The sequence below is a fragment of the Pseudoalteromonas atlantica genome (assembly GCA_007988745.1).
Taxonomy (GTDB): domain Bacteria; phylum Pseudomonadota; class Gammaproteobacteria; order Enterobacterales; family Alteromonadaceae; genus Pseudoalteromonas; species Pseudoalteromonas atlantica.
In genome coordinates this window covers 39,192-52,636 of sequence record BJUT01000016.1, presented here as the reverse complement: position 1 = coordinate 52,636, position 13,445 = coordinate 39,192, and the positions used below count along the sequence as shown (strand labels likewise).

The 13,445-nt window shown below is 42.1% G+C and carries 9 protein-coding genes; 5 read left to right on the top strand and 4 right to left on the bottom strand.

The window, feature by feature from the left end; genetic code table 11:
• Window positions 1-39 precede the first annotated feature (39 nt).
• Together PAT01_RS09085 and ycaO are read right to left on the bottom strand one after the other, a co-directional pair.
• A complete protein-coding gene (locus tag PAT01_RS09085; protein WP_138579760.1) occupies window positions 40-3,402 on the bottom strand; it encodes an ATP-binding protein in 3,363 nt (1,120 codons plus the stop codon).
• A gap of 114 nt (window positions 3,403-3,516) precedes the next feature.
• Window positions 3,517-5,277: a 30S ribosomal protein S12 methylthiotransferase accessory factor YcaO gene (gene ycaO / locus PAT01_RS09080; protein ID WP_138579759.1), complete on the bottom strand. Its 1,761-nt coding sequence runs from the start codon at window positions 5,275-5,277 to the stop codon at window positions 3,517-3,519.
• A gap of 146 nt (window positions 5,278-5,423) precedes the next feature.
• Here ycaO and PAT01_RS09075 point away from each other — a divergent pair, with 146 nt between their 5' ends.
• The 4 genes from PAT01_RS09075 to PAT01_RS09060 all read left to right on the top strand — a co-directional run bounded on the left by PAT01_RS09075 (window position 5,424) and on the right by PAT01_RS09060 (window position 10,554).
• Window positions 5,424-7,709, top strand: coding sequence for a penicillin acylase family protein (locus PAT01_RS09075; RefSeq protein WP_154945371.1), 2,286 nt, complete (start codon window positions 5,424-5,426; stop codon window positions 7,707-7,709).
• A 58-nt stretch (window positions 7,710-7,767) separates the two neighbouring features.
• A complete protein-coding gene (locus tag PAT01_RS09070) occupies window positions 7,768-8,616 on the top strand; it encodes an MBL fold metallo-hydrolase (protein ID WP_154945370.1) in 849 nt (282 codons plus the stop codon).
• An 88-nt stretch (window positions 8,617-8,704) separates the two neighbouring features.
• Window positions 8,705-10,237: a bifunctional GNAT family N-acetyltransferase/carbon-nitrogen hydrolase family protein gene (locus PAT01_RS09065; RefSeq protein WP_029773759.1), complete on the top strand. Its 1,533-nt coding sequence runs from the start codon at window positions 8,705-8,707 to the stop codon at window positions 10,235-10,237.
• Window positions 10,237-10,554, top strand: a complete 318-nt coding sequence (locus tag PAT01_RS09060; protein ID WP_004588993.1) for a DMT family transporter — start codon at window positions 10,237-10,239, stop codon at window positions 10,552-10,554. The genes PAT01_RS09065 and PAT01_RS09060 overlap by 1 nt, the downstream gene beginning before the upstream one ends.
• Before the next feature lie 81 nt (window positions 10,555-10,635).
• Here PAT01_RS09060 and PAT01_RS09055 read toward each other — a convergent pair whose 3' ends face one another.
• Window positions 10,636-11,514, bottom strand: coding sequence for a DMT family transporter (locus PAT01_RS09055; protein WP_171036168.1), 879 nt, complete (start codon window positions 11,512-11,514; stop codon window positions 10,636-10,638).
• A 254-nt stretch (window positions 11,515-11,768) separates the two neighbouring features.
• Here PAT01_RS09055 and PAT01_RS09050 point away from each other — a divergent pair, with 254 nt between their 5' ends.
• Window positions 11,769-12,152 carry an MAPEG family protein gene (locus tag PAT01_RS09050; protein WP_054983708.1) on the top strand — a complete coding sequence of 128 codons (384 nt, stop codon included), beginning with the start codon at window positions 11,769-11,771 and terminating at the stop codon, window positions 12,150-12,152.
• Window positions 12,153-12,225: 73 nt separating this feature from the next.
• On the opposite strand, the gene PAT01_RS09045 is transcribed toward PAT01_RS09050, so the two are convergent.
• On the bottom strand, window positions 12,226-13,437 hold the full coding sequence (locus PAT01_RS09045) for a M56 family metallopeptidase (protein WP_154945369.1): 1,212 nt from the start codon (window positions 13,435-13,437) through the stop codon (window positions 12,226-12,228).
• Window positions 13,438-13,445 lie beyond the last annotated feature (8 nt).

Below are 13,445 nucleotides of genomic sequence, written 5' to 3'. Positions count from 1 at the left end.
CTTTTCTTTATTAGTAAACAGTATTTTTAGCTTACACCTTTATTGTGTACCAAGCCATTGTTGTAATTTAGGTTCTAGTGCTGCGGAATCTAAAGGTTTGGTTAAATAATCGTTCATTCCTGCATCGAGGCACTTCTCTTTGTCGCCCTGCATTGCGTTTGCCGTTAAAGCAATGATTGTAATATGTTTATTATGCTTGCCCGCTTTGCCTTCGCGTATAGCTTGCGTGGCTTGGTAGCCATCCATCACGGGCATTTGGCAGTCCATTAAAACTAACTGGTATTTTTTGTCTTGGCTGCTGTTTAGCTTATCTAGTGCATCTTGGCCGTTTTGTGCAATATCAAAGGTAAGCCCAACTTGTTTTAACAACGCTGAGGCCACTACCTGATTTACTTTGTTATCTTCGACTAAAAGCACTTGTGCGTGCGCTGATATTTCTTTGGGCTTTTCGGTTAACTCATTTTGCAGTTGTGCTTGGCGCTGTTGTTGCTCAATGTATTTATCGTTAGTGAGTGAATCAAATAAATCTGATGGGGTGAGCGGTTTAAATATCAGGCAGTCTATATTTATGCCAATGTTGTTATGCTCTTGCGAATAACTCATCGGTGCCATAACAACCAGTTTGCTTTGCTTGGTGGTTACTCTGTTTTTTAATGTATTTATTTGTGGGTGCGCAGCTTGCTCAAAAAAATGATAATCGACTAGCAATGCATCTGGCTGGGTATCGCAGTTATCAAAATAATTAATGATGCCGCTATAGTCATTTAAAATATTAACGTGTGCGCCCCAAACGCGTAATTGTTTGGCGGCAATATTGGCGTTAAGTGTGCAGGCATCAATAATTAAAATATGTTTGTTATTAATTAAGTGGCTGGGTAAATCTTGCGCTTTAGTTAAACGTGGCTGTATTTTTATAGAAAACGAAAAAGTACTGCCTTCATTTAGCATGCTGGTTACGCTTACTTCGCCTTCCATGAGTTCACAAAGCTGCTTAACAATAGCTAGGCCAAGGCCTGTGCCGCCAAACTGGCGGGTGGTTGAGGCATCGGCCTGAGTGAATGAGTCGAATAAAGTTTTTTGTTTTTCTGCGTCTATTCCTATGCCGGTATCAATAATAGAGCAATGTAAAAAACTGCCATCGGTGGTTTCATCTATCTGCGCGGTCACCAGAATTTGCCCATCAATAGTAAACTTAACGGCATTGCCAATCAGGTTATTTAAAATTTGACGCAACCTATTCGGATCGCTAATTATTTCGCTGATAGTAATTTGGGTGGCATCTAAAATGAGATTGGTATTATTTTGCTCCACTTTAAGCGCAAACGACTCAACAACTTCACCAAGTAATTTAGGTAAGTTAAATTGCACATTTTCTATATCAAGTTTACCTGCTTCAATTTTAGAAAAGTCTAAAATGTCGTTAATTATATTTAACAGCGACTGAGCTGAAGATTGTGCAAGCTCAATATGGTGCTCCTGCTGTTGGTTGAGCTGAGTGCGCTTGATAATATTTAGCATGCCCAGTACGCCGTTCATGGGGGTTCTTATTTCGTGGCTCATACTGGCTAAAAATTCACTTTTAGCCATTACAGCTTGCTCTGCAGCTTCTTTGGCGGTGACTAGCTGTTGCTCTGTTTCAATACGTTGCTGACTTGAATGCAAGCTGCCCACGAGGGCGGCTACAGCAATTAAAAAGCTTTCTTCGTTACGTGACCACGGGCGCATTGAAGCACATTGCTCAGCGCATACTATGCCAATGGAGCCACTTCCCGCCGGTATGATTGCGCACAGCATGGCATTAATATTGAGCGGCGCAAAGTAATGCGCTTTAAGGGGTTTTAGTAGTGGGTGATTTTGGGCATCACTGGTGCTAAACACTGCGTGTTTTTCTATGGCTTCAAAAAAATCTGGCGCCTCTTTTTTAAGCCATACCGCATTATTATTACCCATTCTGTTTTCAATATTATGGGCTGCTATAGGACTCAATGAGGTTTTTGAGCTATTAAAAAACCAAATACTGGCTTGCTCAATGTTTAATGCATGGCAAATAGATTCAGTAATAACTTGTTTAGATTGGCTTAATTGGCCACTTAAAATAAGGTCGTTGGCTGTAAGCGACGCTAAAATTTCGTTATGTAGGGCAATTTTGCTGTTTTCAAGCTCAATACGCTTACGGGTATCAATATTTTGCAATGAGCCAAATATTCTTACACAGCGCTCGTTTTTTCGCTCAGCTTCACCATGAATAAGCACCCACATTTCGCGCCCTTCAGAGTCAATTACTTCAAGTTCGGCTTCGTAACTTTTGCCTTCTTTAATTGCAGATTCAACCAGCTGAGTGATACGTTCTCTGCTTTCACCGGCTTTAAAGTAATTTAAATTTGTAGGCCAAGTAGGCTCTTTATTTAGCGGGTACTTAAATATTTTTTTGGTCATATCTGACCAATACACTTGTTTGGTTTCTAAATTAAATGACCACGCCCCAATTTGGGCAAGATCACTCATTGCCTCCAGCATTTTTTCGTTTTGTTGCTGGCGGTTTAGCATTTTTAAAAAGAATAAGAACGCCCATATTAGTAATCCGCAAATAATTATAATGGCGATTCTAAGCGGCCATATAGTTGAAGGTGCGGGGCTCCAACCTTCTTTAGGGGCTACGTATAATTGCCAGCTTCCCCCTTGAAAATTGAGCGTAAAATCAAGCGGCTCTTGTGAGGTTATATTGTTATTGCCATAAAAAAACTCGCCTTTTTTTCCTAAACCATGACGCCCTTGAATAGCAATGTTGTAGTTTTTTTCAAGCTCTTTTATGCCTGAGTTTTTGTATACTTTTTCAATGTCGAGCACTACCGATAACAACCCCCAAAAGCGGTTTTCGGGCGGAATATAAACAGGCACTCTGGCAATAAGGGCAATGTCGCCTTGCACTAGTTTAAGTGGTCCTGCCATAACAATAGTATTGGTATCACGGGCTCTAATGGCATCTAGGCGTTGGTTTTTGTTTTCTAAAAAGTTTAAGCCAATGGCTTTTTCGTTACCTTTTAGTGGGTAAGACATACGAATTATCATGTCGGGTGCACCACCAATATGGCGCAGCTCACTGGAGGTTTTAAACAAAGGCGCGGCAATTTGCTCAAACCGTGCTTGTTGTAACTCAGGTTCAGCTGATACAGCAACCGCTAATCCACGAACAAGCTGAATGTTTGATACCAAGGTGGCTTCGAGTTGTGCACGGTATGTACTTACTTGAGATAAAATTTGTAGGCGGTGGGCGTCTTTTGCGCGATTGTAGTTAATTCTATCTAACACAATGCTCACTAATATTATTAGCGTAAGCGATAACCAAAAGGTCAGCTTATAGTTGCTAATAGTGTTTTTTTTGTTGTTATTTTTTGGCGGCATTGGCTAAGTCATGCTGTTATTTTAGGCAATTTAACTATAGCTAATTTATTGTATAAATAAAAACGGCGCTGATAAATTAGCGCCGTTTTATTTTTATAATTAGTAGTTTAACTATTAAGCATCGGTTACTTCACGTGCCCAATGGTTTTGCTTAGCGACATGTAACTTACGGTAACCATCAAGTAGTGCTGCATGCTTTTTAAAGCCTTCAAGCGATAAACCAGGGAAGGTTAAACCATTAAATAATTTACGGCCTTCTGCTATTTCAATAGCCAGCGTTACGTTATCGCTGCCAAACATTAAACCCAGTGCATCTTGGTAGTCGGCGTAGTCGCGCTCGTCATCGTATTTAATTTCAAGAATGGCTTTTAAACAGCGGAAGTGGCGCATTGCATCTTCGTTTACTTGGCCTGTGTGTAGTATCCAGTCTACCCAATCAATGGCTTCTTCGTTGCCTGCGGCTAAACATAAGTGCGCTTTAAGCTCACCAATACGCAGTGTATGCCATGGTGTGTCGGCATCGGTGGCAAGGCCAATAAATTCAGCAGCACGGATAATATCGCTGTGGCCTGCTTCTTCTAGGCTGTCGTAAATGTCCATCCACTGCTGCGCATTGTACTGATCAAGCGATAGGAATGCTTCACGGAATTTAGCGCCTTCGTTGTTGTTACGCCAAATTAGTTCATCTACTGGGTAAATGTCTGACATACCTGGTACTAAAATACGACATGCATACACGTTTAAGTGTGTGTAATCCATAATGTAAATGTCGTGGCCCATGCTGTGAATTAAGTCAGTACAGAAGTTGTATTCTTGCTCTGTAGTACCGCTAAAGTCCCAATGAACAAAGTCAAAGTCAGCGTCAGCACGGAAAAAGTCATGCGAGATTAAACCGCTTGAGTCGATAAAGTGCAGCTCAATGTTTTCAGGCGTTGCAACTTCATCGTTGTCAAAAGTAGCTGGTTGGAACACATCAAGTTGATCAAGGCGACGACCTTGTAGTAACTCAGTAACGGTACGCTCAAGTGCAACTTCAAATGATGGGTGAGCACCAAATGAGGCAAACACAGAGCCATCAACAGGGTTAATAAGCGTTACGCTCATTACAGGGTATTTACCGCCAAGTGATGCATCGGCAATACGTAAATGAAAACCATGGCTGCGTAGCTCTTCACACGCTTCGTGAATTTTAGGGTATTGCTTTACAACCTCTTCAGGGACGATAGGTAAACAAATACCTTCTGCGATAATACGGTTTTTAATGGCGCGCTCAAATACTTCTGATAGCCCTTGTACACGTGCTTCAAACTTAGTATTACCAGCGCTCATGCCGTTAGAAACAAAAATATTACCAATTACGTTTACCGGAATGTATACGTCTTGGTTATCGCGTTGGCGCGTGTATGGCAATGTACAAATGCCGCGCTCGTTATTACCTGAGTTAAAGTCAAAAAGGTGTGAGGCATTAAGCTCACGCTCTGGGTCAAAGTAATCCCAAAGGCTTTCGTCCATTATGCCCTCTGGCACTTCATTGCCTTCAACTTTAAACCATTTCTCATTTGGATAATGAGTAAAGTCGCTGTTTGCAAATTCTTCACCTAGGTAAAAGTCGGCAAAAAAGTAATTACAGCTTAATCGTTCAAAGTATTCACCTAACGCAGAGGCGATAGATGCTTTATCGGTTGCGCCTTTACCATTGGTAAACATTACACCGCAGTCGCTGTCTTTTATATGAACTGAATAACAGTTAGCTACAGGGTTAAGCCAAAGTGCTTCTTCAACATTGATGTTTAGCGCTTTTAACTTGTTTTGCATGGTAGAGATAGACGATTCTAGGTCGCGGTCTTTACCTTTGATAAATGTTTTTTCAGTCATATGAGTCTCAACTAGATCTGCACAAAATGTGGAATGGCTATTATCGTGGATTTTGATGTTTATTTCACCCTTTGCGAGTAAGAACATTATTATTTAATAAAACTATGGTTATTATATGTGCAACAAATGGTGCAAAGGACAAATTAATGTTTAAAGTAATCAAATGGCTAGTATCACTCGTTGTGGTTTTAGGGTTAGCTGGCACAGCGCTTGTATATGGCGTATTAAGTTTAAGTATGCCCACACTTGATGGTAAAGGCCAAAGTACAGCAATTAATAAGCCGGTTACTATTTCGCGTGATGCGCTAGGGCAGGCGGTTATAAAGGCCGAAAACCGCAATAGCGCGGCATACGGGCTAGGCTATGCGCATGGGCAAGACCGTTTTTTTCAAATGGACCTATTAAGACGTAACGCCGCAGGTGAGCTTAGTGAGTTATTTGGTCAAGCGGCCCTTGGGCTTGATAAAAAAATGCGCTTTCATCAATTGCGAAAACGCAGCCGCGCTATATTAAACACCTTACCCGAAAGCGATAAACAACTATTAAACAGCTACGCCCAAGGTGTAAACGAAGGGCTGGCACAAGTTGGCTTTGCAAGCTTTGAGTATTTACTTACAGGCGGAGCGCAAAAACCATGGCAAAGTGAAGATAGCCTATTAGTTATATTTAGCATGTACCTTGATTTGCAAAGTGCCACCTTTGAGCGAGATGAAGCTCTCATACATATTGAGCAAGCATACGGGCAACACATGGTTGATTTTTTAACACAACCTAGCCAATACCAAGCGGCGCTTGATGGCAGTAAACTTGCCCCGTTTACAGGCACCATTCCTCAACTTCCAGAGCAAGCACAGCACACGGTTAAAAATATTCAGGCAAACCAAGAGCGCGGCAGCAATAACTGGGCTGTAACCGGTGCGCATACCCAAACGGGTGCAGCCATGCTCTCTGACGATATGCATTTATCTATGGCGGTGCCGGTTATTTGGTACAGGGCACAGCTTAATTACACGCAAAATGGCGAGCAAGCTCAAGTAACTGGCGTATCGCTACCTGGCGCACCCGCTATTGTGGTGGGTACCAATAATAAAATCGCTTGGGGCTTTACTAATGGCTACATAGATACCGCTGATTGGATAGCGCTAAATGATGACAGTAAAACATGGCAAGTCAATGAGCCAATAGCGCTGCCAAATGATGAGGTAGAAAACTACCCATTAACGTTAAGCGAATATGGCCCAGTAAAATACATTAATAAAAAACCCTACGCACTTAGCTGGGCTGCACATAAGCCTTATGCCGTTGATATGGAATTAGTAAAACTTGAACAAGCAAATACGGTTGATGATGCATTAGCAATAGCAAGCGATGTGGGTATTCCGGTACAAAATTTAATGGTGGTAGATGGCCAAGGCAGTGCCGCATGGCAACATATTGGCGCTATACCGGCGCGTAAAACACCGAGTGAGCTAAGTGTTAATGCAAACGAATACTCACCCGACTGGCAGCAAAATGAGCGCCAGCGCCCTTATGTTAAGAACCCGCAAAATGGGCGATTATGGACAGGTAATTCGCGCGTTGTGTCAGCCACTGATAATGCGCGCTTTGGCAATGGCGGGTACGCGCTAGGCGCTCGCTCGAGCCAAATTCGTGATAGATTATTTGAAAAACAAAGCTTTGCTGAGAGCGACTTTTACGCGCTACAGCTTGATAACCAAGCCCGCTTTTTAACGCCATGGCATACATTGCTACTTAATCAGCTTAAAAAAGACAAAGCCAAAAACGCACAGTACATAAGTGCACTTGAAAACTGGCAGCAATGCGCATGTGCAAGCTCGGTAGGTTATACCTTAGTTAAACATTACCGCAGCACATTAATTAATACTGTATTTGCAAGCATGGAGAACAAACTTAATGAGCAAGACGCCACGCTTAAATATGTAAAACGCGATCTAGAACCAGCTATATGGCAGCTTATTAAGGATAGACCGGGCTCATGGGTAAACCCTGAGTATAAAAATTGGGACGAGCAGTTATTAGGTGCATTTAGCCAAACAGTGACAGCACTTGGGGCTGAGTATGGGGATAACTTACAAAATTGGCAGTGGGGTAAGGTAAATGCGCTTAATATTGAGCACCCGTTTGCTAAACAAATGCCCATACTGGCTAAGCTTTTAAATATGCCTGTAGCGCCAGCTTTTGGCGATAGCTACATGCCCGCCGTACAAGGCAAAAGCTTTGGTGCATCGCAGCGCTTTATTGCCCAACCAGGGCATTTAGAAAACGCCATTATGGCAGTGCCCGGTGGGCAGTCGGGGCATCCGCTATCCGCGTTTTATCGTGCAGGCTTTAGTGACTACATTGAAGGTAAGCACACGCCTTTATTGCCACAAACGCTAATACATCAAATAGTGATAGAGCCAGCACGATGAACTAAATTACAGTTAATCACGTTCTATATAATCATTAATAAATCAACAGAGAACTAAAATGAAAAAAATACTACCCGCATTAATAACAGGCTTATTACTTAGCAGTGCAACACATGCAGATGAAAATCCGGTAACGGCAGAAAAACTAAGCGACAGTGTGTATGTACTGTTTGGCCAAGGCGGTAACATTGCCGCAAGTGTAGGGGAAGATGGCATTTACATTATTGATGACCAATTTGCTAAGCTTTCAAACGACATTAAAAAAACCATTAGCGATTTAAAACCCGGTAGTGCAGAGTTTGTAATTAATACGCATCATCATGGCGACCACACTGGCGGCAACGAAAACTTTGCCAAAGCCGGTGCGCATGTCATTGCGCACGACAACGTACATAAGCGATTAGAAGAAAAACACGGTGCAAACTCAGATTATTTGCCACGCATTAGCTTTGGCCACGATTTAAAGCTGCATTTTAACAACGAACATGCCCATGTAGTGCACTACGCCCATGCACATACCGACGGTGATTCGGTGATATTTTTTAATAACGATAACATAGTGCACATGGGCGATATTTACTTTAACTTTGGCAATTTACCGTTTGTTGATGTAGATAGCGGCGGCAGTGTTGATGGAATATTAGCAGCCGTAAATGACGTTATTAAGCAAATAGATGAGCGCACCATAGTGATACCAGGGCATGGGCCGGTAAGTGACCGTTCAGGGCTGGAAACGTATGCTAAACTTGTTAAAAAAGCCAAAGATTTAATGCTAAAAGCAATGCAAAATAACGCAAGCTTAGAGCAAGTACTAAAAGCCGATCCATTGGCAGAGCTTGGCCTTGAATACGCAGGCTGGTTGCCAAAAGAGAAAGTGACTACACTTTTTTATCGCAGCTTAAAGTAGTACGCGTAACGTAAAAAACATGATACAAAGCTGAGTGTACTTTAGCGTACATTCGGCTTTTATTTTATTATGCCCAAAGGAGTTGTGTATGTCGGCAGAAAAAACCCACCTAGAAATTTGTAACTTAACAAAAGAGCAGTATCCGCAAATTAAAACCTTGATGGATCAGGCTTATCCTGATTTAGGTGGCGCGTGGCCAAGCCATACTATTTTTAGATTGATAGATCAGTTCCCTGAAGGGCAAATAGGCATTGTAGATGATGGCGTGCTGGTGGGTTTAGCACTAAGCGTGCAAGTAGACTACGCGCGTTTTTCAAATCCTCACACTTACGAAGACATAGCCGATGGGCACGACCGAGTATTTAGTGACTCCGACGGCGATGCGCTATACGGTTTAGATGTAGCAATTAGCGAAACCCACCGAGGCATGCGCTTAGGGCGCCGTCTTTATGATGCCCGTAAAGAGTTGTGCCGCCAATATAACTTACGCGCTATTTTAGCCGGTGGCCGTATCCCGCGTTATTACAATCACAGTAGTGAAATGACGCCAATGGAATACATTGAAAAGGTTGACCAAAAAGAGCTTTACGACCCAATTTTAAGTTTTCAGCTTTCTAACGACTTTCAGGTAAAACGGTTACTTAAAAAGTACCTGCCGGAGGATCAAGAGTCTGTAGGTTACGCCACCTTGCTTGAGTGGAATAACATAATGTACGAGCCAACCGATACCGTGCTCGAATCAACTAAATCGATAGTGCGTATAGGTGCGGTGCAATGGCAAATGCGCTGTGTAGAGTCGGTTGACGAAATGCTAAAGCAGGTAGAATACTTTGTAGATACGGTATCTGACTACAAAAGCGATTTTATATTATTTCCGGAATTTTTTAACGCGCCACTTATGGGTTTAGGCGATCAGAATAATCAAACCGAAGCTATCCGCTATTTAGCCGAATATACCGAAACATTTAAAAACGCGATGTCGCGTATGGCAATAGAATATAACGCCAATATTATTACCGGCTCTATGCCGCTTGCCGAAGACGATAAAATTTATAACGTAAGTTACTTATGCCACCGTAGCGGTAAAATAGACGAGCAGCGAAAAATACACATAACCCCGCATGAGCAAAATGATTGGGTGATTCAAGGCGGCGACAAAATTGCCGTGTTTGATACCGATGCTGGGCGTGTAGGTATTCAAATTTGTTACGATGTAGAGTTCCCTGAGCTTTCGCGCATATTAGCCAAGCAGGGGCTTGATATACTCTTTGTGCCGTTTTGGACCGATACTAAAAATAGTTATTTACGGGTTCGCCATTGTGCGCAAGCGCGCGCAATCGAAAACGAATGTTATGTGGTTATTGCAGGTTCAGTGGGTAACTTACCTGAGGTAGAAAGCCTAGACGTACAGTACTCGCAATCGGCAGTGTTGACCCCGTCTGACTTTTCTTTTCCGCACGATGCAACATTAAATGAAGCCACACCTAATACCGAGATGTTATTATTCAGCGACCTTGATATGGATAAGCTAAAAATTCTTCATAGCGAAGGTACGGTGCGCAATTTAAAAGATCGCCGCGAAGATTTATACGACGTAATTTTGAAAAAGAGAGATGTTTAATGGCATGGGTTTATTTAGTCATTGCCGGCTTGCTTGAAATAGGCTGGCCAATTGGTTTAAAAATTTCACAAAATCCCGACACACGCTGGCAGGGTATAGTAATGGCCATTGCATTTTTAACAGCCAGTGGTTTTATGTTGTGGCTTGCACAAAAGCAAATATCAATGGGGACGTCCTACGCCGTATGGACCGGAATAGGTGCTGCGGGTACGTTTTTAGTGGGTATATTACTTTACGGTGATGCAGCCACGTTTGGCCGTATTGCTGGTGTACTCATGATCATTTGCGGTGTGATAACGCTAAAAATTAGCTCTTAAGAAGAGCGCTTAATACTCGCTTTAAAAGTTATAAGCAGCCTATAGTAGCGCAGGTTTAAAAGCCTGCGCTTTTTTATGTTCTCAATTTGGTAGCATTACTAAAACAGCGGCAATGGCTATAAGTATTAAGCCCGCGGTATCTTGCTTTTTAAGTGGCTGTTTGAGCCAAAGTACAGCAATTAGCATGGTAAAAAATACCTCTACCTGACCAAGCGTTTTAACATACGCTACGTGCTGTAAACTCATCGCGCTAAACCAGCCAATAGAGCCTACACAGCTAAAAGTACTAATTGCGGCAGTGGTGCCTTTATATTGCCAAAGTTTGCCAACAGTGTGTGGCTCTTTTAGTAATAAATAGCCAAGTAATATAAGCGTTTGTAGGCTTATTACAAATAGTAAAACCCATGCAGCTGAGTGTGGAAACAATAACCCTGAATTTAAGCTCGCTTCACGCACCCACAGCGATGTAAGGGCAAAGCTGGTACCACAGGCAAGGCCAAGTAACGCTGTTTTAGCATCAAAGTGTTTTACGCTGGTTATGCCGCTAAGTAAAAGCACCGCAATAGCGCCTAAAAATACACCCAGCCAACCAAGAAGGCTAAGCGCAGAACCAAAAAACAATACCCCTAAAATAGCCGCTACTAACGCCTCACTTTTAGCAAGCCCTGCACCTATGGCGTAATTATTCATTTTAAACAGCTTTACCATTAAGCCGGTGGCGAGTATTTGCATAACACTTGCGCCAATAACAAACCCCCAAAAGGCATTATTAAAGGTAGGCATGGCTGTGTCTTTATATTGATACAAGCCATACAAATATACTGCAGCAATAGGGCCGGCTAAAATAAAGCGCGAGAGGGTTACGCCAGCCACACTTGCATGTGCGCTTAATTTACTTTGTAGGGCATTTCGCCATGCTTGCATAAAGGCGGCTAAAAAAGTGAAAAAGATCCAGGTCATAGGGGTCGTCGGTAAAAAATAAGGTCTATAAGTTAACAATCTTTAGTTATTAATGCGATGCATTAAGGGTGATAGTGAATATTCATCACCTGCGACATTATGCCGCACTGCTTTATAGGTAAACTTAGCTATAGTAAGTATGATGTTATTGTTTAGCCGCCTGCGTATGTCATAAAACGTGTTGGCGGCTTTTTTGTGTATGTGTGTTATATGTATTGGTTAAATAACTAGGTTTTAAAATAAGAGAATAAATTATGACAACATTAGTAGTATGCGCATTACTTGCTGTATTAATGCCTTATTTTGCAAAAATACCAGTGGCCATTGCGATGGCAAAGCTTGGCCAATACGACAATAAACACCCGCGCTCTCAACAAGCAAAATTAACGGGCTTTGGTGAGCGTGCGCTCGCTGCTCATCAAAATTGTTTTGAATCACTAGCAGTGTTTGCCGTTGCTATCGTGGTGGTATTGGGAACTAACTCGGTAAATGCAGTAACCGAAACCTTGGCGGTTACTCATATAGTCTCGCGCACTTTGTATTGCATTTTTTATTGGTTGAACTTAGATATTATACGTTCGCTTGTATGGTTTATTGGCTTAGGCACTGCCATTGCCATGATTGTAGTGAGTATTTAATTTTATTGTTAAAACCACAAAGCAAGCGGCCTAAAAGGGCGCTTGCTTTGTGCTCTTGCATCACTCATTAGCCTTAATGCGATACTTTAATTCGCTCTATTAAATCGGTATTAGCAACCTCGCTGTTTATGGCAAAATCGAGCTGTACAAGTACATCATTAAAGCCTGCCTCAGAGATTTTATACTCCCACTTTGCCAGCGCTTCCTTAGCTGATTTATCAAAAACGTCTGACGGCTTAGATTGAATGACACTAATGTTTTTTGTTCTGCCATTGGCGGCTATATCATACTTTAATACAACCGAGCCGCTAATGCCTTGCTTAGCTGCTTGGGCTGGGTAGACAGGTTCAATGCGTATTGTTGGTGAAATATGATCCTCTTTCGTTATTTCAGTTTGGGGCTGTTTTGCAATGGCTAAACCGCTAAGCATGCTTGTTGCTATTAGCAGTAAGCCACCTTTGGCTAGGCGAGAGTGATTGCCACTGTGCTTTATATTGGTAAGTCGTTGTAACATGGTTTTTTTATCTCCGTAGTGTGAATAAGCCATTAGGCCTGCGGGCGTTGCTGCCGCGCAGTTAACTAAGGCTTTGCTGTATAAAATGTGTTGCTGTGTGGTTTTATTGGCAAGTACCCGCTGGTCACAAGTTAGCTCCTGCAAGCGTCTAAAGCTTGCGTAAGCCATCCACGCGAGCGGGTTAAACCACATTAAAATAGTAGTCAGTAACAGCAGGGCATTTATTAGGTTATCTTTGCGTTTTATGTGCACAGCCTCATGCTCTAAAATAAGTGCCAAAGTGGCTTTATCAAACTGAGTTTTGTAATTACTAGGCAGTATGAGCTTACTTTGTAAAATACCCACCACCATTGGCGATGCAATATGATTACTGGTATAGGTTTTAATGTGTGAGGTTAGAGTGTGTTCGCTATTAATTAAATAATTGAGCTGCAGGTTTTTTATAAAGCGAATATGCACAACAAACGCTATGCTAAACAGCACTAGGCTAACCACTACATAAAGCACGGCCCAATTTAGGCCTAAGTTATTAATAAGGGGCTGGTTAGGCGTTATTAAATAATGGCTAATGGCGCTATTTTGCAGTGGCTTAATGTTACTTGGTAAGTTTGCAACCAGTAACGATACGGGGATTAGCCATACTAATTTATACACAAAGCCTGGGCCAAGCAGCCTTAAACTAAAACGCTCACATATAATAAACCCGCCAAGCATTATGCTGAGTAATAATTGCTGCTCTAGTAACCAGTTAAACAGGGTTTGAATATCCATAGCCACTC

Bases quoted from the DNA above. Each gene is read 5' to 3' on its own strand.
- PAT01_RS09070 (WP_154945370.1), top strand. From the start codon at position 7,768: ATGAAAAAAATACTACCCGCATTAATAACAGGCTTATTACTTAGCAGT.
- PAT01_RS09085 (WP_138579760.1), bottom strand. From the start codon at position 3,402: ATGCCGCCAAAAAATAACAACAAAAAAAACACTATTAGCAACTATAAG.
- PAT01_RS09055 (WP_171036168.1), bottom strand. From the start codon at position 11,514: ATGACCTGGATCTTTTTCACTTTTTTAGCCGCCTTTATGCAAGCATGG.
- PAT01_RS09065 (WP_029773759.1), top strand. From the start codon at position 8,705: ATGTCGGCAGAAAAAACCCACCTAGAAATTTGTAACTTAACAAAAGAG.
- PAT01_RS09045 (WP_154945369.1), bottom strand. From the start codon at position 13,437: ATGGATATTCAAACCCTGTTTAACTGGTTACTAGAGCAGCAATTATTA.
- PAT01_RS09050 (WP_054983708.1), top strand. From the start codon at position 11,769: ATGACAACATTAGTAGTATGCGCATTACTTGCTGTATTAATGCCTTAT.
- PAT01_RS09060 (WP_004588993.1), top strand. From the start codon at position 10,237: ATGGCATGGGTTTATTTAGTCATTGCCGGCTTGCTTGAAATAGGCTGG.
- PAT01_RS09075 (WP_154945371.1), top strand. From the start codon at position 5,424: ATGTTTAAAGTAATCAAATGGCTAGTATCACTCGTTGTGGTTTTAGGG.
- ycaO (WP_138579759.1), bottom strand. From the start codon at position 5,277: ATGACTGAAAAAACATTTATCAAAGGTAAAGACCGCGACCTAGAATCG.